Below are 21,404 nucleotides of genomic sequence, written 5' to 3' on the forward strand. Positions count from 1 at the left end.
CCCCGACCTGCGACAAAGACTTCAGGAGACAGACGACGATGGCCGACCGGGTCACGGTGATCGGCTGGGACGGCTCGCCCCTCACCGCAGCGGCCCGGTCCGCGCTCTCCGCCGCCACCCTCGTGGCGGGCGCGGCGCACCATCTCGCCCTGCCCGAGGTGCCGCCGGGAGCCGAGCGCATCCGCCTCGGCAGCGTCGACCTCGCCGCCCGCCGCATCGCCGGCCACCGCGGCACCGCCGTCGTCCTCGCCGACGGAGACCCGGGCTTCTTCGGGGTCGTCCGTACCCTGCGCGCCCCCGAGCACGGCTTGGAGGTCGAGGTCGTCCCCGCGGTCTCCTCCGTCGCCGCCGCGTTCGCCCGCGCCGGAATGCCCTGGGACGACGCCCGGATCGTCGTCGCCCACCAGCGCACCCTCCGCCGGGCCGTGAACGTCTGCCGTGCCCACCCGAAGGTCGCCGTCCTCACCTCGCCCGGCGCCGGCCCCGCGGAACTCGCGCTCCTCCTCGACGGCGTGCACCGGACCTTCGTCATCTGCGAGGAACTCGGCACCGACCGCGAACAGGTCACCGTCCTCACCTCCGACAAGGCCGCCGACCACGCCTGGCGCGACCCGAACGTCGTGATCGTCATCGGCGGCCCCGCCGGCGGTCAGGGCGGGGGCTGGCTGATGGGGCACGAGACGCCGAGGGTACGGGGCTGGGCGCTGGGGCCCGAGGAGACCGGCGGCGGCTCCGGCCCGGGTACCGGCCCCCGCGAGGACGCCGGCCCGTACGGCGGCTCCGGCACCGGTGAGGCGCCGGTGCTGCGCGCCGCCCAACTCGCGCGTCTCGGTCCGCGCGTCGGCGACCTCGTCTGGGACATCGGCTGCGGCAGCGGCGCCCTCGCCGTCGAGGCGGCCCGCTTCGGCGCGGCCGTCATCGCCGTGGACGCCGACCCCGGCGCCTGCGCCCGCGCCGAGGCCGCCGCCCGCCGCGACGGCGTCCAGCTGCAGGCCGTCCGCGGCCGCGCCCCGCACGTACTGGAGCGGCTCCCCGAACCCGATGTCGTACGGATCGGCGGCGGGGGCGTCCCCGTCGTCACGGCCTGCGCCGACCGCAGGCCCGAGCGGATCGTCACGCACGCCTCCACCCGCGACGAGGCGGAGGCCGTCGGCGCGGCGCTCGCCGACGGCGGCTACACCGTCGAGTGCTCCCTGCTGCAGAGCGTCGGTCTCGACCCGGCGGACTGGTCGGAACGCGACCGCACCGTCGTCTTCCTCATCTCCGGGCGCAGGTCGGCCTCCCCCTGACCTCGCCGGGGACCCCCACCCGTGATCAGGCGACCCGACCGGGCCAGGTAGGCTGGCGGATTGTTGTACCGCAGCCGGACCTTCACTACTTTGTTCGTCAATGTCCGGAAGTAGGGGCTCCATTGAGCCGCTGATGTGGTACCGAGCAAGCGGGGGGCGCGCGACGTGGCGCAGTCCACAGCAAACCGTGGCGGATCCGCCTGTCATGACGGCCGATGGCCGCGACAATGCTGGGGTGTCCGCGCGTCATTCGTGCCGCACGGCGCGCACGCTCGTTCTTGTTGACGGGTGAAGGTCTGAAGGAGCACAACCGATGGGCGAGGGGTACGCATGACGGACACCGGCCAGGTCCCGGGCGAGGGGCTGCCGGAGAACGCAGGCATGGTCGAGCAGCCGGGCATCCCCGCTCCGGGCGCGTACACCTTCCTGGACCCCTCCGAGAACGCAGCCGAGGACGACGACCTGCTCCTGATGCCGGGCGCGCAGGGTGCCTGGAGCGAGCAGCAGCCGGGCGCCGTGCCCGCGCCGCCCGTCGCCGTACCCGCGCCGGGGACGATGCCGGGGCAGCCGCAGCACCTGGGCGACCCGCTCACCGATCCGCTGGCTGGTCCGATCGCCGACGCCCTGGCCTCGCAGACGCCGGTTCCGCAGGTCGTCCACGAGGCCGTCTCCACCCCCGCGCACGGAGTGCCGGCGGCCGTGCAGGAGCCCGTCCTCACCGACCACGGTTACGAGCCCGGCATCCTGGACACCGGCGCCCACGAGGCCGCCGGCCGCGACTCCGGCTCGGTGGACCTCAGCGCGGTACGCGTACCGCCGCCCGCCGCCGCGCCGACCCCGCCGCCCGCCCGTCGGCCGCTGCACATGGGTCCGCCCGTGCCCGAGACCAACGGGGGAGTCGTGCGCTCGCTCGCCGACCGCGGCCCCGCCGGTGTGCCGGCCGCCGCGCCCGCTCCCATGAGTGTCCCGGCGTCCGTGCCGGCCGCCGCCCCGGCGCCCATGCCGGCGCCGATGCCGGCCCCCGTGCAGGGCCCGGCGACGACCGGTCCCGAGTACCTCGACATCCCGCAGGAGCAGGTCGCGCCGGTCGCCCCCCAGCTCGGCGAGATCCCGCCGCAGGGTGCCGTCCCGTGGGACCCGCAGCCGCAGGGGCCCGTCGCGGCACCCGCAGAAACGGTCGGCCAGTTCGTCCAGGTCGAGGGCACGGTCCCGACCACCCCGCACCTGGCGCCGACGCCGGTGGCCGAGGCGGCGGCGGAGCCGGTTCCGGAGCCCCTGCCCGAGGCGCGGCCCGAGCCCGTGCCGGCGCAGGCCGTCGAGCCGGTCGTCGAGGAGCCCGCGGCCGAGCTCGTGGCCGAGACGCCCGCCGAGGCCGCCGTCGCGACCGAGGTGCCGGTCGAGGAGGCCCCCGCGGCCGTCCCCGCCCCGCGTGACGGCGGTCCGACCGCCGGCGTTCCCGCGCCGCCGGTAGAGGAGGCCGAGGCCGTGGCCGAGGTCCAGCCGGACCCGGCGCCGGAGGCCGCCGCCGAGCCGGTGCCCGTGGTCGAGCCGGCCGCCGAGCCCGTCGCCGAGGTGGCGCCGGAGCCCGAGGCCGAGCCGGTCGTCGAGACCCCCGTCGCCGAACAGCCCGTGGCGGACGAGACCCTCGAAGGGGAGCCCCTCGTCGAGGCAGTCGTCGTCGAGGCCGTCGTCGTGGAGGCCGTCGCCGAGGCCGAGCAGGCGCAGCCCCAGCCGCCGGTCCGGGCCGAGGGCGGCGAGACCGAGGCGGAGGCCGAGCCCGCGGAGCCCACCGAGGCCGTGGAAGGCGTCGAGGTCGCGGAAGGCGTCGAAGCCGTGGAGCCCGTCGAGCCGGCGGAGCCCGCCGAGGCCGTGCAAGGCGTCGAGGTCGTGGAGCCCCTGGAGGCCGTCGAGGCGCCCGTCGCCGAAGACGCTCCGGAAGCCACGGCAGCTCCGGAAGCCACGGAAACTCCGGAAGCGTCGGAAGAGGAGCCGGTGACCGAGGGCTCCGTCGAGGAGGCCCAGGAGTCCGAGGCGCCCGGCGCCCCGGCACCCGGCTACGGCGAGGCCGAGCGCGAGGCGGTGCTCCGCGTGATGCGCGAGCGCCGTGACATCCGCAACGGCTTCCGGTCCGACCCGATCCCGCACGAGGTGCTGCTCCGCGTCCTGGAGGCAGCCCACACGGCGCCCAGCGTCGGACACTCCCAGCCCTGGGACTTCGTCGTCATCCGCTCCGCCGAGACCCGACGGAGCATGCACGAACTCGCCCAGCGCCAGCGCGAGGCGTACGCGCAGTCGCTGCCCAAGGCCCGGGCGAAGCAGTTCAAGGAACTGAAGATCGAGGCCATCCTCGACACCCCGGTCAACATCGTCGTCACCGCCGACCCCACGCGCGGCGGCCGGCACACCCTGGGCCGCTACACGCAGCCGCAGATGGCCCCGTACTCCTCCGCCCTGGCCGTCGAGAACCTGTGGCTCGCCGCCCGTGCCGAGGGCCTCGGCGTCGGCTGGGTCAGCTTCTTCGACGAGCGCGAGATGGTCCGCGCGCTCGGCCTCCCCGAGCACCTGGAGGTCGTCGCGTACCTGTGCGTCGGGTACGTCGACGAGTTCCCCGAGGAGCCCGAGCTGATGCAGGCGGGCTGGTCCAAGCGGCGCCCGCTGTCCTGGGTCGTCCACGAGGAGACGTACGGTCGTCGCGCGCTGCCCGGCGAGGAGCCGCACGACCTGCTCCAGGAGACCATCGCCAACATCCGCCCGCTGGACGCCAAGGCGCTCGGCGAGGCGTGGGAGCGGCAGAAGCGCATGACGAAGCCCGCCGGGGCGCTCGGCATGCTGGAGATCATCTCCGCGCAGCTCTCCGGCCTCTCCCGGATGTGCCCGCCGCCGATCCCCGAGCCCGCGGCCGTCGCGATCTTCGCAGGCGACCACGGCGTGCACGCCCAGGGCGTCACCGCCTGGCCCCAGGAGGTGACCGGCCAGATGGTCGCGAACTTCCTCGGCGGCGGAGCGGTCTGCAACGCCTTCGCGAACCAGGTCGGTGCCGAGGTCTGCGTCATCGACGTCGGCGTCGCCTCCGACCTGCCGTCCACGCCGGGGCTGCTGCCCCGCAAGGTCCGCGCAGGGACGGGCGACTTCACGACCGGTGCCGCGATGACCCGCGAGGAGGTGCTCGCCGCGATCGAGGTGGGCATCGAGACCGCGCGGGACCTGGTGGCGGCGGGCAACAAGGCCCTGCTCACCGGCGAGATGGGCATCGCGAACACGACCGCGTCCGCCGCCCTGATCTCCGTGTACACGGGCGTCGACCCGGTCGAGGTCACCGGTCGCGGCACCGGTATCAACGACGAGATGCACGCGCGGAAGGTGGACGTGGTCCGCCGCGCCCTCGACCTCCACAAGCCGGACCCGGCGGACCCGATCGGTGTCCTCTCGGCGATCGGCGGCCTGGAGCACGCGGCCCTCGTCGGCCTGATCCTCGGCGCTGCCTCGCTGCGCACGCCGGTCGTCCTGGACGGCGTCTCCACGGGAGCGGCGGCCCTGCTGGCCCGGGCGATCGCGCCCGAGTCCCTGGCGGCCTGCATCGCGGGCCACCGCAGCGCGGAGCCCGGTCACGTCGCGGCCCTCAACAAGCTGGGTCTGCGCCCCCTGGTCGACCTGGACCTCCGCCTCGGCGAGGGCACCGGCGCGCTCCTGGCCCTCCCGGTCGTCCAGAGCGCGGCCCGCGCGATGCACGAGGTGGCGACGTTCGACTCGGCGGGCGTGACGGAGAAGTAGCCGCCGGGGCCGCGGTCTGCCGTGTCCCGTCCCGCGAGCGCGGGGCGGGACACGGCCCCGCGGCCCGGTGACGTGCCCGGTCTCCGCCGTGCTCACGGGCCCGGGCGCGGACCGCCCGGTCCGGGGCGTCCGCCCTCGGCACGCCCGGCCCACCCCTCCCGGCCCGTGGAACAATCGCCCGCAGCCAGGGGGGCCATGCGGGCGCCGCCCTCAGGACACCCGGCCCGTGGAACAGCCGACCGCAGCCGGGGGGACATGCGTCACAGGTCGCCCACCGCCGGTCACCGATATCGTGGACACCGGTCCCCACCAGCCGCTTCACCGCCGCAGCGGCCCCGCATACGCTTCGCCCCTTCGAGGAGCCGCACACCCATGGCCGAGCACGCCGCCGCGCACCCCGCCTACCCCGTCGGACTCCGCCTCTCCGGCCGCCGCGTCGTCGTCTTCGGCGGCGGCCAGGTCGCCCAGCGCCGGCTCCCCGCTCTGATCGCGGCCGGGGCCGACATCACCCTCGTCTCCCCGTCCGCCACCCCCTCCGTCGAGGCGATGGCCGAGGCGGGCGAGATCACCTGGGTCAGGCGCCGCTACCAGGACGGGGACGTCGCCGACGCCTGGTACGCGCTCGTCGCCACCAGCGACCCCGTCGCCAACGCCGCCGCCTCCGCCGAGGCCGAGCGCACCAAGACCTGGTGCGTGCGCTCCGACGACGCCGCGGCGGCCACCGCCTGGACCCCGGCGACCGGCCGCGTCGACGGCGTCACCGTCGCCGTCCTCACCGGCCACGACCCGCGTCGCTCCGCCGCCGTCCGCGACGCGATCGTGGAGGGCCTGCGGGACGGCACGATCGCGGCCCCGCAGCATCGCACCCGTACCCCCTTCGTGGCGCTGGTCGGCGGCGGCCCCGGCGACCCCGACCTGATCACGGTCCGGGGCCGACGGCTGCTCGCCGAGGCCGACGTGGTCATCGCCGACCGCCTGGGCCCGCGTGACCTGCTCGACGAACTGCCCCCGCACGTCGAGGTGATCGACGCGGCGAAGATCCCGTACGGCCGCTTCATGGCCCAGGAGGCCATCAACAACGCGCTGATCGAGCACGCCAAGGCCGGCAAGTCCGTCGTGCGGCTCAAGGGCGGCGACCCGTTCGTCTTCGGCCGCGGCATGGAGGAGGCCCAGGCGCTGGCGGCCGAGGGCATCCCCTGCACCGTCGTCCCCGGCATCTCCAGCTCGATCTCGGTCCCCGGCGCGGCCGGCATCCCCGTCACCCACCGCGGTGTGGCGCACGAGTTCACCGTGGTCAGCGGCCATGTCGCGCCCGACGACCCGCGATCGCTGGTCGACTGGGCGTCGCTCGCCAAGCTCACCGGCACGCTCGTGATCCTCATGGGCGTCGACAAGATCGGGAAGATCGCCGAGGCGCTGATCGCCCACGGCAAGGCCCCCGAGACCCCGCTCGCCCTGGTCCAGGAGGGCACCACGGCCGCCCAGCGCCGCGTCGACGCCACCCTGGCCACGGTCGCGGAGACGGTCAGGGCGCAGGAGGTCCGCCCGCCGGCCGTCATCGTCATCGGAGAGGTCGTCGGCGAGGGTCCCGACAAGCTCGTGAAGTAACCAGGGGTAATCGAACCCCTGCCGCACACATTGGCACCACACCCCGGACAAGGCAGTATCACCTCGTGGCCGAACTCATCACCATCGACGATCCCGACGACCCGCGCCTGCGCGACTACACCGGGCTGACCGACGTCGAGCTGCGCCGCCGGCGCGAGCCGGCGGAGGGCCTGTTCATCGCCGAGGGCGAGAAGGTCATCCGCCGGGCCCGGCAGGCCGGGTACGAGATGCGGTCGATGCTGCTGTCCGCCAAGTGGGTCGACGTCATGCGCGACGTCATCGACGAGGTTCCGGCGCCCGTGTACGCGGTGCAGCCGGAGCTCGCCGAACGCGTCACCGGCTACCACGTGCACCGCGGCGCCCTCGCCTCCATGCAGCGCAAGCCGCTGCCGAGCGCCGAGGACCTGCTCCGCACGACCCGTCGGGTCGCCGTCATGGAGTCGGTCAACGACCACACCAACATCGGCGCCATCTTCCGCAGCGCCGCCGCCCTCGGCATGGACGCGGTCCTGCTCTCCCCGGACTGCGCGGACCCGCTCTACCGCCGGTCCGTGAAGGTCTCCATGGGCGCGGTCTTCTCGGTCCCCTACGCCCGCCTGGACACCTGGCCGCGCGGTCTGGAGGCGGTACGGGAGGCGGGCTTCAAGCTGCTCGCGCTCACTCCCGACGAGAAGGCGTCCCCGATCGACGTGGCGGCCCCGCACAAGCTGGAGCGAGCCGCCCTGATGCTCGGCGCCGAGGGGGACGGCCTCTCCACGCAGGCGCTCCGGGCCGCCGACGAATGGGTCCGGATCCCGATGGCCCACGGCGTGGACTCCCTCAACGTGGGCGCGGCGGCAGCCGTCGCCTTCTACGCGGTCGCCTCGGGCCGCCCCCAGGACTAGGCCGTCCCTTTCGGATCTCGCCGGGCTCGCGGCCGAGGACCCGAGGCAGGGACCGGCCGTGCCCCGGCGGATCGTCGTCGACGCGGGCCGTGCCCCGGCGGATCGTCGTCGACGCGGGCCATGCCCCGGTCGGATCGTCGCCGACCGGGGCACGGGCGCGGGGCGGGCCGCTACGGCAGGGCCGCGGGTGCCCTGAAGTGGCAGTTGGCGGAGACGGGCGTGTTGTTGGTGGTCCCGTCGGCCGTGCGGACGCGCCAGCCGTAGCTGTGGCCGGGAGTGAGCGTCGGCACGGTGAGGGAGACGGTGCCCTGGCCCTTGACCGTCGTGGCACTCCTCGATCCGGGGGTGCCCAGGGTCAGGATCTGGGTCGAGTCCGTGTTGTCCCAGAGGGAGAACTCGGCCCACACGTCCTTGGACGGGTCCGGGTGCCGAACCGTCGCGGTGAGCGTCGGCGTGAGGCTGGTGGCGGTGCCGAACTCGTTGCCGAACTCGTCGGGCTTCTTGTGGCACCCCTGAGAGAGCTCTCCCGGCGCGCCCTCCATCGCGACGCCCTTGCCGGTGGGAGGCGCCATGGTGCCCGCGTAGGAGGCGACCTGGTCGTCCCGGAAGGCGTACCCGAAGGCCTCCGTCCGCTGGATGTGGCCCTTGAATCCGGCGTTGCGCACGCCGCTGACCAGGTCACGGCCGACGACGAAGGGGCCGTCGGCGCGCCACCTGGCCGTGTGCGTGGTCTCGGCCCTCTTCGTACCGTCGACGAAGAGGCTCACCTTGCCGGTGGCGGCGTCGTAGACGCCCGTGAGTCTGGTCCACTGCCCCTTGACGGCGCCCGGGGCCACGGCCTGGTCGACGTTCCATCCGTCGGCGTCCGCCCTCGGCAGGCCGAACCGCCAGGAGTTGTCGCCCGCGTTGTACCAGAGGATCACGCCGCTCACCCGGCTGCCGTCCTGGGAGAGGACGGCGGAGGTGCCGGCGTCGGCGTCGAGCCTGGCCCAGGCCGAGACGGTGAAGCTGTGGGTGGTGTCGATCGCGGGACCACCGGCGGCGATGGCCTCGTCCACGCGGCCGTCCATGTACAGCGCGCCGCCGTGCTCGGCCGTCCGCCAGTCGCTCGTACCGTCGCCGCTCGTTCCGGTGAGCCCGGCCGAGCCCCCGGTGGTCGCGTCGGCGCCGCCGTCGAGCTTCCACGAGAGAGCCGGACCGCCCTGGGTGTAGCCGTAGAGCGGAGTGTGGTCGGAGTAGGCGTTCGGGTCCGGACGGCACTGGTCATCGACGGACTGGCAGGTCGACTGGGCGGGGTGGGTGACACGGTAGTCCGTGCTGTCGCCGAACTCGGTCTTCGAATCACAGCCGGTGAAGCCGCCGGTCGAGAAGAGGTAGTCGATCTTGGTCGCCGTCTCGTCGTACGAGAGGTATCCGCCGTCGCTCCGGAGGCTCGCGTTGGTCCGGTTGAGCTTGGTGACCTCGTTGACCGCGTCGCCGGGCAGGTACGCCCTCTGATCGCACTCCGCCATCAGACTGTAGAGCGGCTGGAGCTTGTCCTGGTTCCTCGTGTTGAAGTCACCGCCCAGGACCACGGACGGGAAGGACTTCACCGTGTCGACGATGATGTCGAGCTGCTTCTGGTAGTAGGCGTCGGCCGTCGCCTGCGAGATCGGGACCTCCCAGTGCGGCAGCTCCTTCTTCTTCTCCGTGTCGGCGTCGAAGTTGGAGACGTGTGTGGTGCACACGTGGCTCTCCCAGCCCGCCACCTCGGCACAGAGCACGGTCCCGCTGCTCATGGACAGGCCCGTGCCGACGGGGGTGTGGAAGTCGGTCTCCGTCTTCCAGGTGATCTCCCCCTTGACGGCGATGGCGACGCTCAGCGTGCCGGTCAGGGCCTCACCGCGACAGGTCGACCCCTCCGAGTCGATCAGCTCGACGTTCGAACGCTCGGGCTCCGGCCCCTCGCTGTCGTCGGGCCGCGTCACACCCGCCGACACGAAGCTCCATCCCTTTCCGTCGAGCAGCTTCGCCAGCTCGTCGAGATGGCTCGTTCCGTAGGGGTCGCCAGGCGTCGTACCGGCGCAGACCTCCTGAAGCATCACGGCGTTGAGCCCGCGCTCCTCGATGAGCTTGACGACTCCCTCCATCTTGGTGCGGGGGCCGTCGTAGTCCCAGACAGGCGTTCCATCCGGCTTGTCGAGTCCGGTGTCGGTCCTGTCGCCGTTCCGCCAGGGGCAGTACCCGGCCTCCGCGGCGTACGTCCCGCCGGCCTCCCCGCACATGTTCCAGGTCGCCGCGCGCACCGAGTCGCGGGTGTAGGCCGTCGCCGCCGCGTCGCCGGGCGTGGTGGTGACGGCCGCGGCGGGCGCCGCCTGGCCCCCGAGGAGAAGGGCGGCAGCCAGAGCGGGCGCCCATGCGTGCAGCCATCGGGCTGCGAATCCAGTCATTGAAGCTCACATGCGGACGTAGGGGTGTCCGCATTCCCCCCGTCCCGGGCCATGACATTCCCAGGACAGCTCCAGGACTGTGTCACACGCGCGATGAGGACGATCACTCCAGGGTTCCGCGCCGCGCGAGCACGTCGACGACGCGGCGCCGGCCTTCCCATCGAGGGCACGGCGTCGTCCCTGGGCGGCGGCCCGGGCCCGGCGGCTCAGGGGTGCATCCGGGCGCCCTTGAGGACCTTGTCCACCGCGTTGCGGGGCCCGTACACGGCCATCCCCACCAGATCCAGCGCGTCCCGGCACACGGACCGGACCGCCGCCCGGTTGTCCCGGTCGTTACCCGTGGCGAAGAGGTCCGAGGTGAACACCGCCGCCGGCAGCCCGCGGGACAGCGCCCGTCCGTGGGCGGCGGCGAGCACCTCCTTGGTCCCTTCGAACACGAGCACCGGCTGACGGAACATCGGCAGGTACGGGGTGCCGTCGGCGTCCTCGTACGGCTCTCCGATCACCTCGGGCGCCGCCGTCCCGAGGCCGCTGACCAGGAAGGCCGTGACGTTCAGCCGCTGCCAGGGCTCCAGGTCCGCGCGCAGCAGGACGGCGATCTTCGTGTCGAAGCGCACCGGGGCGCTCCCGTCCGCCGCGCCGTTCCCGGCCTCGGCCGGCGTTCCGTTCTCGTCGTTCGCTCTCATACGTCGAGACTGCGGGATGCGCCCGTGCGCCGTCTTGTACGTTCTTTGCATGACGTCCCGGCAGGAGATCTCCGCATGGCGCCCGGCGGTGCCGGGGGTCACGGAGGTCTTCCACGCGCGTTTCACCGAGCACGCGTACCCGATGCACGTCCACGACGACTGGACGCTCCTCATCGTCGACGACGGCGCGGTCCGCTACGACCTGGACCGCCACGAGCGCGGCACCCCGAACGGCACCGTCAGTCTGCTCCCGCCGTACGTCCCGCACAACGGCTCGCCCGCCACCGCCCACGGCTTCCGCAAGCGGGTGCTGTACCTCGACCTGACGCACCTGGACGAGGGCCTGATCGGGGCGGCGGTGGACCGGCCCGACCTGGTCGACCCCGTGCTGCGGCGACGGGTCGAGCAGGTGCACACCGCTCTCGCACGGCCGGGTGACGAGCTGGAGGCGGAGAGCCGCCTCGCGCTGATCGGCCGGCGCCTGCGCGCCCACCTGGGCCCGGCCCCGGCGGCCGAGCTCGCGGAGGGGCCCGACAGGGGCGTGCGCGACCCCGGAATCGCGCAGGACTTCCGGGACCTCCTCGACACCCGGCTGCGCGAGGGGACCACGCTCCAGGAGGCCGCCTCCGTCCTCCACGCCCATCCCGCGCACCTCGTCCGTGCCTTCAGCGCCGCGTTCGGGATCGCGCCCCACCAGTACCTGATGTCCCGCCGCGTGGGCCTCGCCCGCCGGCTGCTCCTCGACGGCGCGCCGCCCGGTGAGGTGGCCGCCTCCACCGGCTTCTACGACCAGTCCCACCTCACCCGCCATTTCCAGCGGGTCTGGGGCGTCACTCCGGGCCGGTACGCCCGCACCGGACGCGCGGACCGCGGCTGATTCCGAGGGCCGGTCGGAGACCTCAGCCCTGGAGCGCCTGGGCGGCCGCGATGCCCAGGGCCACGACCAGCGTCACCACGACGAAGACGAAGAGCCGCTGGCGCAGCAGACGCGGGTTGGCCGGCCGGCGCCCGGTCGAGGTGGTGCGCGCGCCGCCGGGCCGGGACGGCGCGGGGCGCCCGTTGGGCCGGGACTGCGGGGCCCGCGCGGAGCCGCCGCCCGTGCGGGGGGCGGACGGCCGGGAGGCCGGGTTCTGGGCCCGGCCCTGGGTGGTGCGTTCGGTGTACCGCTCGGTCGGCCGGTTGTCGGCCGTCTGTTCCGTACGCTCCCGCTGCACCGGCGGGCGGGCGGCGGGCAGTCCCTGGGCCTCGCGGGCCGCGATCTCCTTGAGCCGCATCGAGAGCTGCAGGGTGCTGGGGCGCTCCTCGGGATCCTTCGCCAGACAGGCCCGGACGAGCGGGGCCAGCGCGTCCGGTACGCCGTTCAGCTGTGGTTCCTCGTGCACCACCCGGTAGAGCATGACCTCCGAACTGCCGTGCCCGAAGGGTGAGTCCGCCATCGAGGCGTACGCCAGGGTGGCGCCCAGCGAGAACACGTCGGTCGCCGGGGTGACGGCCGCGCCCCGCACCTGTTCGGGTGCGAGGAAGCCGGGGGAGCCGACGGCCGTCCCCACATGGGTGAGGGTGCTCGCACCGGTGGCCCAGGCGATGCCGAAGTCGATGATCCGCGGACCCTTGGGGGAGAGCAGGATGTTCGAGGGCTTGAGGTCCCGGTGGACCACCCCGGCCTCGTGGACGGCGACCAGGCCCTCCGAGAGGGCCGCCCCGATCGCGGCCACGTCGGCGGCCCGCAGGGGGCCCTCCTCCGCGACCCGGTCGTGCAGCGAGGGGCCGGGCACGTACTGGGTGGCGAACCAGGGGCGGTCGGCCTCCAGGTCGGCGGCGACCAGCCGGGCGGTGCAGCCGCCCCGGATCCGCCGGGCGGCGGAGACCTCGCGGGCGAACCGCGACCGGAACTCCTGGTCCTCGGCCAGATCGGGCCGGATCACCTTCAGCGCGACCCGCTGACCACGGCGGTCGGAGCCCAGGTACACGACACCCATGCCGCCGGCGCCGAGTCGCCGGTGGAGCCGGAACGACCCGACGATCCGCGGATCCTCGCGCCGGAGCCGCATCATCGCCATGTCCGTCCCCTCGTCCGTTCGACGTGGCACAGCTTACGTATTGCCGCCCCGGTGTGCTCATAGGCCGCGCCCTCGCGACCGCATCGATTGTCAGTGCTGGGGAGGACACTTGAGGGGTGGTCAGGCGGGCGGCGCGACCGCCCGACCCGGCCGCGGGATTCTCCAACATCCAATCGCAGAAGGGGGATTCGGTCGATGAAGGGTGATCGTGTGGAGATAGTCGTGGATGCGGGGGACACGACACGGACGTACGAAGTGGTGGCAAGCCGGGCGGGCCGGAGGGTGGAGACGGCGGTACGGCGGGGGGTGGTGGAAGTGAGCGAAGTCACGCGGACCGGGGTGGTCGTGCGGACGGCCCGCTTCATGGCCAGCCGGGTCCTCGCGCTGGTCGAGCAGCCGGTCCCCCTCAGGGAAGACCCTCAGTCCTAGGGCCGGCTCTCCACCCAGGGGAGTACGCCATGGGGGTACTCGTCATCCTCATGGAGGCCCGTAGATCGGTACGCGGGCATGACGTCCGGACCGCTTCGGATCCCTAGTGTTGAGGTCAAGCGGCGGGTGCAGCACTCGTCCCCCGAGGTCAGACACCCGCCGCTGTCAGACGAGACAGGAGAGGACCCATGGCGTACCCGGCACCGCGGATCAGTACCCGTCCTTCGGGCCGCCGTCACCCCCTGGTGGCGACCGCCATGGTCCTTCCTCTCGCGACCCTGCTGGTGGTCGTCTTCGGCGGCTGGGAGGCAGTGGTCACACAGGCGTCGTCCGTGGGCGTGATGCTGGGGCGCTGAGCGGCGCCCCGGACCCGGGAGAGCGGCCCGGGTCGGGGACATCCGGCCAACAACCCCGTGGGGACGGGGGTGCGGCGGACGGCAGCGTGGGGCCGGTCAGCTGGGGAGCTGACCGGCCCTCGCGCGTTCCGGACCGGGCCACCCCGGGGGATGCGGTGAGGCAGTCCGGCGCCGCCTTCGCCGCCCGCAGCACCGAGCCGTGGGGCCAGGGCTCGACCGCGGTCGCCTCCGCCCTCACCCACGCGCGTGCCTACGACCAGAACCTGTTCACCGGCCGGGCGCCGACACCGGCTACGAGCTCCGGGTCAGCAGGCCGGCGTCGATGACCTCGGCGACAAGGGTGGCGCCGCGGCTGTTCTGGTGGATGTGGTCGGTCGTGAGCACGAGACCTCGCCGCCGTGAGATCGCGTCGAGGCTGCGGCGCAGCACCGCCTGCTCGACGAGGACGCCGACGACCGCCGCGGGCGTCGCCTCCCGGTAGGGAACCGGCGGCGGGTCCGCCTGGCGCAGTTCCTCGCTCTGGCGTTCGTGGAGCGGAAGGTAGGCCACCTCGTCGGCGGCGGCGACCTCGGCGATCAACCGGCTGTACGCCTGCGATGCCTGTGCCGCCGCTCCGTCGAGTTGTTGGCCGAGCACCGGTAGCGACAGCAGACCGATCGTCGCGTCGGTCTCCGCTCGCAGCCGCGCGACGACGGCGCCCAGGCATTGTTGGAACCAGCCTGCCGACGGGCGATGGGGGAGCTGTTTGCGCTTCATGGCCTGCTCGACGGGGTAGCCGGCGAGGCTCGCTCGGGCGTCGTTGGTCCCGATCAGCACGGTGATCACATCGGGTGGGTTCATGACGACGGCATCGAGGCGTTGCAAGAGGTTGTGGGCGAAGTCGCCGTTGACCCCGAAGCGGGCGGACCGCACGTCACCGGGAGGGTGACGTCGTTCGAGAAGACCCAGGTAGTCGACGCTGAACTGCGCGCGGGTGAGGCTGTCCCCGAGGCAGGCGACGCGTGTCCTCACGGCGCCTCCTCCGGGCTGGGCGTGCCGACGCGTCCGGTCGGGCGGGTGTCGGTCCGAGGACGGTGGTCGGTGCCGAGGGTCGCCGTGATGGCCAGGAGGGATGACGGCCCCTCCATGTCGACCGCGTGCCATACCCCGGCCGGGTTGACGGTGGCCTCGCCCGGCCCGAGCAGCACGCGGTCGGGCACCCCGTCCACCTCGCGGGTGACCGTCACGGACCCGCTGAGGCAGACGACCAGTTCGTCGCCTGCCGGGTGGCTCTCCCAGTGGTCGCCGAGCCCGTCGCCGTCGAAGATCATCACCATTCGGCCCTCGGCGCCGTCCGCCGCGACCGCGGCGCTGTATGCCTGGAGCACCTCCGGGTCCCAGGCGAAGCCCTCGACGGGCTTCGCCCTCGATCCCAGTCCGAGGTGCACAGGGGTGGTCCGCAGGTCCACGGCATCGCGTTCGTGGTTGACGAGTCTCATACCGACGATCGTCCGCGACAGCGACGGGGCAGTCTTGAAGAAAAGGGAAGAGAACTCGACGCCACGGGCGGACTGTTGGCGGCTACCCGGCTCCGAGGAGGACTTCGCCGCGACGCCACGCCGTCGGCGATCGGCCGGTGAACTCGCGCCAGTCCCGTACGAGATGGGCCTGGTCGGCGTAGCCGGAGACGGTTGCCACATCGCCCCACGGAAGCGGGTCCTGCGCCACCGCCAGCTCGTGCGCGTGCTCGAAGCGCAGGACGCGGGCGAAGGTCTTCGGCGACAGGCCCACCTCACCTCGAAACCGCTCGGAGAGGTACCGACGGCTCCAGCCGAGCTCCGCGGCGACCGCACCGACCTGGACGCAACCCCGCGCGGCGACGAGACGGCGCCACGCCTCGGCCACCTCGGGGCGTACCCGGCGCACAGGGTCGCCGCAGGCGCCACGGCCGACGGCTCGGAGGAGCACGTCGTCCAGCACGGTGAACCGCGCGGCCCATGTCGTCGCCGATCGGAGCCGGTCGACCAGCTCGACGGCAAGCGGTCCGAGAAGCTCGTCGAGGGGGACCAGACGGTGGGCGAGCTCGGCGGCGGGCATCCTGTAGACGGCCCGAGCCCCGAGCGGTGTCAGCGACACCTGAACTCCGTGCTGGCGTCCGTCGTGGTGAATCGCGACGGACCGGCACATCAGACCGCCGGCCACGCTGCCGAATCGGGTGACCGGTGACCCGTCGTCGACGCCCGCCGCCACCTCCAAAGGATCCGACAGGCTGATCACCGCGGTGAGCGCGCGGCTCGGCGGGCCGCAGTGCACCCCTGTCGGGAGCCCTCGGAGGTCGAAGCCGACATACGAGTCGACGTACTGCCGCAGGACGGGAGCCGGATGCGCACGGATCCCGGTGGCCGTGTGGTCCTCCATTTTCGGCAGTGTACGAGCCGCCCGGCCCAGGAGGACCAGGGACGGTCCGGGCCGCGGGCACCGCACCGCGTACGCTCCCCGCGTGGAGCACGATCTACTCGAAGAACTCGGCGCCCTCGCGCGCGAGACCGCGCATCGCGCCGACCCGGCCTGTCCGTGCGCCCCGCACACCACGGGCGTCCTCGCCGACCGTGACGACGGCACCGTCGTCCGGCACGGCGCCGTCGTGGTCAAGGCACACGCTCCCGGCATCGACCCCGGCGCGCACGCCGCCCGGATCGCAGTCGCCGCGCTCGACGCGCTCGACGGGGTCCTCCTCCCGCCCCACGCCCGACCGGCCGGCACACACGACGCGCGCACCCATGACGCCCGCCCCCTCACCGCCTGGCCCTACGGCACCCCCGTCGCCCCCGACGATCCCGACGCCGCCCCCTGGGAGGACGCGGCGCGGCTGCTCGCGCGGCTCCACCGCACCCCGCCGCCTCCCGCGCTCCCGGCCATGCGCGCGCCCGCCAAGGCCGCCCTCGCGGTCGAGCGGATGCGCCGGGCCGACGGCGCGCCCCGCCCCGCCGTCGAGGCCGTGCTGAGCGCGTGGCGCACCCTCCCGCGGCAGCCGGCCGACCGGCGCCTGCTCTGCCACGGCGACTTCCACCTCGGCCAGCTGGTGCGCGATCCGCGGACGTCCGAGGGGCCCTGGCTCCTCATCGACGTGGACGACCTCGGCCTGGGCGATCCGGCCTGGGACCTCGCCCGGCCCGCCGCCTGGTTCGCCGCAGGCATCCTGCCCCCGGACGTGTGGTCGCGCTTCCTCGGCGCGTACCACCAGGCCGAGGGCCCCGCCGTCACCGTCCACGACCCGTGGGCCCAACTCGACGTCCCCGCCCGCGCGCTGACCGTCCAGACCGCCGCGCTCGCCGTCGCCAAGTCCACCGTGGAGAGGCGCCCCCTCGACGAGGTCGAGGAAGTGATGATCGACACCTGTGCGCGAATAGGTTCGCTCCGAACCGAGTTGACCCCGCCTGCGTCCTCCTAAGCTGAGAGCACCATCCGAACGGCAGGGAGTTGAGCCGAACATGCAGTGTCCCAAGTGTCATGCGGCCATGCACACGTACAACCGCAACGGCGTCCAGATCGAGCAGTGCAGCGGTTGCCGTGGGATATTCCTGGACTACGGCGAGCTGGAGGCCCTGACCCGGCTGGAGTCCCAGTGGGGGCAGCAGGCCCCGCCGGCGCCGCCGGCCTACCCCGCGCCGGCCGCCCCCGCCTGGGGCGCCCCGCACCACGGCGGCCACCACGGCGGTCACCACCACCAGCGCGGCTTCGGCCGGATGCTCTTCTCCTCCTGAGCGGGAGCGGGAACGACGAAGCCCCCGGCCGCGAGATGCGGCCGGGGGCTTCGAGGTGGTGCGCGATACTGGGATTGAACCAGTGACCTCTTCCGTGTCAGGGAAGCGCTCTCCCGCTGAGCTAATCGCGCGGGACGATCCTGAACGATACAGGACCAGCTGTTACTGCGTGCGCGATACTGGGATTGAACCAGTGACCTCTTCCGTGTCAGGGAAGCGCTCTCCCGCTGAGCTAATCGCGCGGGGATCCTTGCGGACCAGATCCTTACGGATCAGTGGACGATACTGGGATTGAACCAGTGACCTCTTCCGTGTCAGGGAAGCGCTCTCCCGCTGAGCTAATCGTCCTTGGAGGTGGAGACGGGATTTGAACCCGTGTAGACGGCTTTGCAGGCCGTTGCCTCGCCTCTCGGCCACTCCACCAGGAGTGAATACGGGGGTTCGGGAAGATCCCCCACATCGAGCGGACGACGAGATTCGAACTCGCGACCCTCACCTTGGCAAGGTGATGCTCTACCAACTGAGCCACGTCCGCTTGTCGTTTCCGTTCCGCTTGCGCGTCCCGGCGACGTGTTGAACTCTAGCGGATTCCTGGGCCAGCACAAAAACGCGTTTCCGCAGCGTGCTGAGCTGCGTGCCCAGCCGGGCGGCCGGGAGCGTCCGCGCGGCGTTCACTCCTCGTGTCCCCGAGGTGGCTCGCAGCCGCCCTCGCCCGCATGCCTCGCCGCCCCTTCCGCGCGCGCCCGCCTAGACTCGATCCGTGCCCGACCTTGCTCCTCTGGCCCGCTTCGGCGGCCTCGTCGCGACCGACCTCCGGGATGTCACCAGTGACCCCGAGGCCCTGGACTCCGCCGGCTTCTGGGCCGTCTCCGCGGACTTCGAGGGCCGTCTGACCTGCGCGCGCTTCGGTGACGTGCGGCCCGACCCCGTCCGTGCGCCCGCCCCCGGGGCCTGGCGCGGTCCGGCCGTGGGTGACTGGACGTCCTCGCTCGACCGCGCCGCGTACACCGCGGGCGTGCGAGCGATCCGGGCGCACATCGCGCGGGGGGAGGTGTACCAGGCGAACCTCTGCCGCGTGATGTCCGCGCCGCTGTCCGACCCGCGGGCCGCCGACGTCGACGCCCTCACCGCCGTCCTGGCCAGCGGCAACCCCGCCCCGTACGCGGGAACGATTCGGCTGCCCGCCCACGGGGTGGAGATCGCGACCGCGTCGCCCGAGCTCTATCTGCGCCGTGAGGGACGCGTGGTCGAGTCCGGCCCCATCAAGGGCACCGCGCGGACCGCCGACGGCCTCCTGGAGAAGGACCACGCGGAGAACGTGATGATCGTGGACCTCGTGCGGAACGACCTCGGCCGGGTCTGCGCGAGCGGCTCGGTCACCGTCCCCGAGCTGTGCGCCGTCGAACCCCACCCCGGCCTCGTCCACCTGGTGTCCACGGTCCGGGGCGTTCTCGACGACCGCGCGGGCTGGCGGGAGCTGCTCGGCGCGACCTTCCCGCCCGGCTCCGTCACCGGCGCCCCGAAGTCCAGCGCCCTGCGGATCATCGAGGAGCTGGAGACCGCGCCCCGGGGCCCGTACTGCGGAGGCATCGGCTGGGTCGACGCCGACCGCCGCACCGCCGAGCTCGCCGTCGGCATACGCACCTTCTGGATCGACCGCGCCGAGGGCGTCCTTCGCTTCGGCACCGGCGCCGGCATCACCTGGGGCTCCGACCCCGAGCACGAGTGGGCGGAGACCGAATTGAAGGCGTCCCGTCTGCTGGCGGTAGCGTCGGGCACGTACGAGGCGAGCGGAAAGGCCATATCGCGATGAAACTCTGGGTCAACGGCGGGCTGTACGACGCGGCGGAAGCCCGGGTGTCCGTACTGGACCACGGCCTGACCGTCGGCGACGGCGTCTTCGAGACGGTCAAGGCCGAGCGCGGCGAGACCTTCGCCCTCACCCTGCACCTGGAGCGCCTCACCCGCTCCGCGCGCGGGCTCGGCCTGCCCGACCCCGACCTCGACGAGGTCCGCCGCGCCTGCGCCGCCGTCCTGGAGGCCAACCCGATGGAGCTCGGCCGGCTCCGCATCACGTACACCGGCGGAGTCTCCCCGCTGGGCTCCGAGCGGGGAGACGAGGGCGCCGGGCTGGTCGTGGCGCTCGGCGAGTCCGGCCGTCGCCCCGACTCGACCGCCGTGATCACGGTCCCCTGGACCCGCAACGAGCGCGGAGCGGTCACCGGTCTGAAGACCACCTCGTACGCCGAGAACGTCGTCGCCCTGGCCAGGGCGCGCGAACAGGGCGCCTCCGAGGCGCTGTTCGCCAACACCGTCGGCCGGCTCTGCGAGGGCACCGGATCCAACGTCTTCGTCGTGCTCGACGGGCGGATCCACACCCCGCCCGTCTCTTCCGGCTGCCTGGCGGGCATCACCCGCGCCCTCGCGGTGGAGTGGACCGGCGCGCAGGAGACCGATCTCCCGTTCGACGTGCTGGAGAGCGCGGAGGAGATCTTCCTGACCTCGACCCTTCGGGACATCCAGGCCGTCCACCGGGTCGACGGCCGCGAGCTGACCGCCGCCCCGGGACCGGTGACCGCCAAGGCCATGCGTGTCTTCGACGAGCGCGCGGCGGCCGACAGGGACCCGCGCCGCTGAATCGCACCTCCCACGCGTCAATCCTGATGACGGACGGCCGCCGGGAGGGTAGAACACCGGTGATGACCACCACCCTGCGGCCGACCGGGCCGCTTCAGCAGACCCCCGGCGGCGACCGCTCCCGCACGTACGACGTGTGTGTGAACAGCCGCCGCGTCGGCTCCGTGCGCCTGGCCACCGCCCCCGGATTCGGCGCCGGGGCCGGGGTGATCGAGGCTCTGGGCATCGACGAGAAGGACCGCCGCCGCGGCCGGGGCACGGTCGCGGCGCTGGCGGCGGAAGAGGTGCTGCGCGGCTGGGGCTGCGGCCAGGTCCAGATTTCCGTACCGGCGGACGCCGGGGCGGCGCTGCGGATGGCGGAGGCCCTCGGCTACACCGAGCGCAGCCGGAACATGGTCAAGGAGCTGCCGGGCGAGCCGCCCGAGCTGCCCCCGGGGATCACGGTCCGCCCCATGACCGAGGCGGAGTACGGGGACTGGCGGGCCAAGGCCATGGAAGCCTTCGCGCGGAGCTGGATCGACCGGGGCGTGCCGGAGGACCAGGCGCGGGCCAAGGCCGAGGCCGGCAACCGCACGCACCTCCCGCAGGGACTCGCCACGCCCGGTGTGGCGATCAACGTCGCCGTGGCGGACGGAGAGGTCGCCGGGGTCCTGTGGACCGGCCGGATCGAGCTCGAACCGGGGCTCCACGGCGCTTTCGTCTACGACATCGAGGTCGCGGAGGCACGGCGCGGGCACGGCTACGGCCGCGCCCTGATGCTGCTGGCCGAGCGGGTCGCGCTCGGCGCCGGGGAGCGCCTGCTCGGACTCCATGTCTTCGCGGGCAACACCCCGGCGATCCGGCTCTACGAGTCGCTCGGCTACCGGACGACCTGCGTCAACAGCTGGAAGCCCCTGCTCTAGCGCAGGTATCGGCAGTCGGGCCCGTCGCGCGCCCTAGCCGGCCAGCAGCCGGTCGGTGATCTCCTCGACGCGCTCGCGCAGGCCGTCCTGGCTCTGGCCGCCGTCCAGGCGCTCGCCGCCGACGACATAGGTGGGCGTACCGGTGACCTTGATCGCCTTGCCCTCCGCCTGATCGGCGTCCACGGTCAGCAGATGCCGGCCGTCGATCAGCGCGGTGTCGAACTCCTCCGCGTCCAGGCCCAGTTCGCTCGCGACCTCCAGGAGCACCGGCTCGCCCCGGTCGCCCAGCTCCGCCGTCCTGGCGAGCAGCGCCTCCACGTACGGCCAGCCCTTGCCCTGCTCGGCCGCCTCCTCGGCGGCCTGGGCGGCGGCGTAGGCGTGCTTGTGCTTCTCCAGCGGGAAGTGGCGCTGCTGGACGTCGACGCGCTCGCCGTACTTCTCGCGCAGCGCCCGCACGTCGTCGAGGGCGCGGAAGCAGTCGGGGCACTGGAGGTCGAGCCAGACCTCCACGACGACGGGGGAGGGGGACGGGGTGGTGGAGTCACTCATGGGAGCAGTCTTCCAGCCGCCCGGGAACCGTTCCCACCGGGACCTGAGGAGGAGATCCGTG

The 21,404-nt window shown here is 73.3% G+C and carries 19 protein-coding genes and 5 tRNA genes; 12 read left to right on the top strand and 12 right to left on the bottom strand.

What is annotated here, in order from left to right; all coding sequences use genetic code 11:
- The first annotated feature begins 38 nt into the window (after positions 1-38).
- The 4 genes from cbiE to AB0D99_RS29845 all read left to right on the top strand — a co-directional run bounded on the left by cbiE (position 39) and on the right by AB0D99_RS29845 (position 7,552).
- Positions 39-1,289: a precorrin-6y C5,15-methyltransferase (decarboxylating) subunit CbiE gene (gene cbiE, locus AB0D99_RS29830; protein WP_362369074.1), complete on the top strand. Its 1,251-nt coding sequence runs from the start codon at positions 39-41 to the stop codon at positions 1,287-1,289.
- A gap of 330 nt (positions 1,290-1,619) precedes the next feature.
- Positions 1,620-5,060 carry a nicotinate-nucleotide--dimethylbenzimidazole phosphoribosyltransferase gene (cobT, locus tag AB0D99_RS29835; RefSeq protein WP_362369077.1) on the top strand — a complete coding sequence of 1,147 codons (3,441 nt, stop codon included), beginning with the start codon at positions 1,620-1,622 and terminating at the stop codon, positions 5,058-5,060.
- A 372-nt stretch (positions 5,061-5,432) separates the two neighbouring features.
- Complete coding sequence (gene cobA, locus AB0D99_RS29840; RefSeq protein WP_362369080.1) at positions 5,433-6,668, top strand: uroporphyrinogen-III C-methyltransferase; 1,236 nt, start codon at positions 5,433-5,435, stop codon at positions 6,666-6,668.
- Between the two features lie 65 nt (positions 6,669-6,733).
- A complete protein-coding gene (locus AB0D99_RS29845) occupies positions 6,734-7,552 on the top strand; it encodes an RNA methyltransferase (RefSeq protein ID WP_260230355.1) in 819 nt (272 codons plus the stop codon).
- Positions 7,553-7,722: 170 nt separating this feature from the next.
- Here AB0D99_RS29845 and AB0D99_RS29850 read toward each other — a convergent pair whose 3' ends face one another.
- Positions 7,723-9,981 carry a LamG domain-containing protein gene (locus AB0D99_RS29850; protein WP_362369084.1) on the bottom strand — a complete coding sequence of 753 codons (2,259 nt, stop codon included), beginning with the start codon at positions 9,979-9,981 and terminating at the stop codon, positions 7,723-7,725.
- A 206-nt stretch (positions 9,982-10,187) separates the two neighbouring features.
- The gene (locus AB0D99_RS29855; RefSeq protein ID WP_362369087.1) at positions 10,188-10,667 is read right to left on the bottom strand and encodes a DUF2000 domain-containing protein; all 480 of its coding nucleotides are present in this window, start codon (positions 10,665-10,667) and stop codon (positions 10,188-10,190) included.
- Positions 10,668-10,716: 49 nt separating this feature from the next.
- On the opposite strand from AB0D99_RS29855, the gene AB0D99_RS29860 reads away from it, so the two are divergent.
- Positions 10,717-11,544, top strand: coding sequence for an AraC family transcriptional regulator (locus tag AB0D99_RS29860; RefSeq protein WP_362369090.1), 828 nt, complete (start codon positions 10,717-10,719; stop codon positions 11,542-11,544).
- Positions 11,545-11,566: 22 nt separating this feature from the next.
- Here AB0D99_RS29860 and AB0D99_RS29865 read toward each other — a convergent pair whose 3' ends face one another.
- A complete protein-coding gene (locus AB0D99_RS29865; RefSeq protein ID WP_362369093.1) occupies positions 11,567-12,727 on the bottom strand; it encodes a protein kinase in 1,161 nt (386 codons plus the stop codon).
- A gap of 195 nt (positions 12,728-12,922) precedes the next feature.
- On the opposite strand from AB0D99_RS29865, the gene AB0D99_RS29870 reads away from it, so the two are divergent.
- A complete protein-coding gene (locus AB0D99_RS29870) occupies positions 12,923-13,156 on the top strand; it encodes a hypothetical protein (RefSeq protein WP_137990476.1) in 234 nt (77 codons plus the stop codon).
- A gap of 188 nt (positions 13,157-13,344) precedes the next feature.
- Positions 13,345-13,512, top strand: coding sequence for a hypothetical protein (locus tag AB0D99_RS29875; protein ID WP_362369098.1), 168 nt, complete (start codon positions 13,345-13,347; stop codon positions 13,510-13,512).
- Between the two features lie 291 nt (positions 13,513-13,803).
- Here AB0D99_RS29875 and AB0D99_RS29880 read toward each other — a convergent pair whose 3' ends face one another.
- The 3 genes from AB0D99_RS29880 to AB0D99_RS29890 all read right to left on the bottom strand — a co-directional run bounded on the left by AB0D99_RS29880 (position 13,804) and on the right by AB0D99_RS29890 (position 15,909).
- A complete protein-coding gene (locus AB0D99_RS29880; protein WP_362369101.1) occupies positions 13,804-14,523 on the bottom strand; it encodes a GDSL-type esterase/lipase family protein in 720 nt (239 codons plus the stop codon).
- A complete protein-coding gene (locus tag AB0D99_RS29885) occupies positions 14,520-14,990 on the bottom strand; it encodes a cupin domain-containing protein (RefSeq protein WP_362369104.1) in 471 nt (156 codons plus the stop codon). The genes AB0D99_RS29880 and AB0D99_RS29885 overlap by 4 nt, the downstream gene beginning before the upstream one ends.
- Positions 14,991-15,072: 82 nt before the next feature.
- Entirely contained in the window at positions 15,073-15,909 is an 837-nt protein-coding gene (locus AB0D99_RS29890) for a helix-turn-helix domain-containing protein (RefSeq protein ID WP_362369107.1), read from the bottom strand.
- An 82-nt stretch (positions 15,910-15,991) separates the two neighbouring features.
- On the opposite strand from AB0D99_RS29890, the gene AB0D99_RS29895 reads away from it, so the two are divergent.
- Entirely contained in the window at positions 15,992-16,942 is a 951-nt protein-coding gene (locus tag AB0D99_RS29895; RefSeq protein WP_362369110.1) for an aminoglycoside phosphotransferase family protein, read from the top strand.
- Between the two features lie 40 nt (positions 16,943-16,982).
- Positions 16,983-17,255 (top strand): zf-TFIIB domain-containing protein, encoded by a 273-nt coding sequence (locus AB0D99_RS29900; protein ID WP_362369113.1) that lies wholly within the window; start codon positions 16,983-16,985, stop codon positions 17,253-17,255.
- Between the two features lie 56 nt (positions 17,256-17,311).
- Here AB0D99_RS29900 and AB0D99_RS29905 read toward each other — a convergent pair.
- The 5 genes from AB0D99_RS29905 to AB0D99_RS29925 all read right to left on the bottom strand — a co-directional run bounded on the left by AB0D99_RS29905 (position 17,312) and on the right by AB0D99_RS29925 (position 17,790).
- Positions 17,312-17,386 (bottom strand) — tRNA-Val (locus AB0D99_RS29905).
- Between the two features lie 39 nt (positions 17,387-17,425).
- Positions 17,426-17,497: transfer RNA gene (locus AB0D99_RS29910), tRNA-Val, on the bottom strand.
- 34 nt (positions 17,498-17,531) lie between these two features.
- Positions 17,532-17,603 (bottom strand) — tRNA-Val (locus AB0D99_RS29915).
- Between the two features lies 1 nt (position 17,604).
- A tRNA-Cys gene (locus AB0D99_RS29920) sits at positions 17,605-17,678 on the bottom strand.
- A gap of 39 nt (positions 17,679-17,717) precedes the next feature.
- Positions 17,718-17,790: transfer RNA gene (locus AB0D99_RS29925), tRNA-Gly, on the bottom strand.
- Between the two features lie 225 nt (positions 17,791-18,015).
- On the opposite strand from AB0D99_RS29925, the gene AB0D99_RS29930 reads away from it, so the two are divergent.
- From AB0D99_RS29930 to AB0D99_RS29940, 3 genes are all read left to right on the top strand, one after another.
- Complete coding sequence (locus AB0D99_RS29930) at positions 18,016-19,068, top strand: chorismate-binding protein (protein ID WP_362369116.1); 1,053 nt, start codon at positions 18,016-18,018, stop codon at positions 19,066-19,068.
- Entirely contained in the window at positions 19,065-19,892 is an 828-nt protein-coding gene (locus tag AB0D99_RS29935) for an aminodeoxychorismate lyase (protein WP_362369119.1), read from the top strand. Before AB0D99_RS29930 ends, AB0D99_RS29935 begins: the two co-directional genes overlap by 4 nt.
- Before the next feature lie 62 nt (positions 19,893-19,954).
- The gene (locus AB0D99_RS29940) at positions 19,955-20,794 is read left to right on the top strand and encodes a GNAT family N-acetyltransferase (protein WP_362369122.1); all 840 of its coding nucleotides are present in this window, start codon (positions 19,955-19,957) and stop codon (positions 20,792-20,794) included.
- 33 nt (positions 20,795-20,827) lie between these two features.
- On the opposite strand, the gene AB0D99_RS29945 is transcribed toward AB0D99_RS29940, so the two are convergent.
- Positions 20,828-21,343 (bottom strand): DsbA family protein, encoded by a 516-nt coding sequence (locus AB0D99_RS29945; RefSeq protein WP_362369125.1) that lies wholly within the window; start codon positions 21,341-21,343, stop codon positions 20,828-20,830.
- Positions 21,344-21,404 lie beyond the last annotated feature (61 nt).

It is taken from the genome of Streptomyces sp. NPDC047971 (assembly GCF_040653355.1).
Classification (GTDB): domain Bacteria; phylum Actinomycetota; class Actinomycetes; order Streptomycetales; family Streptomycetaceae; genus Streptomyces.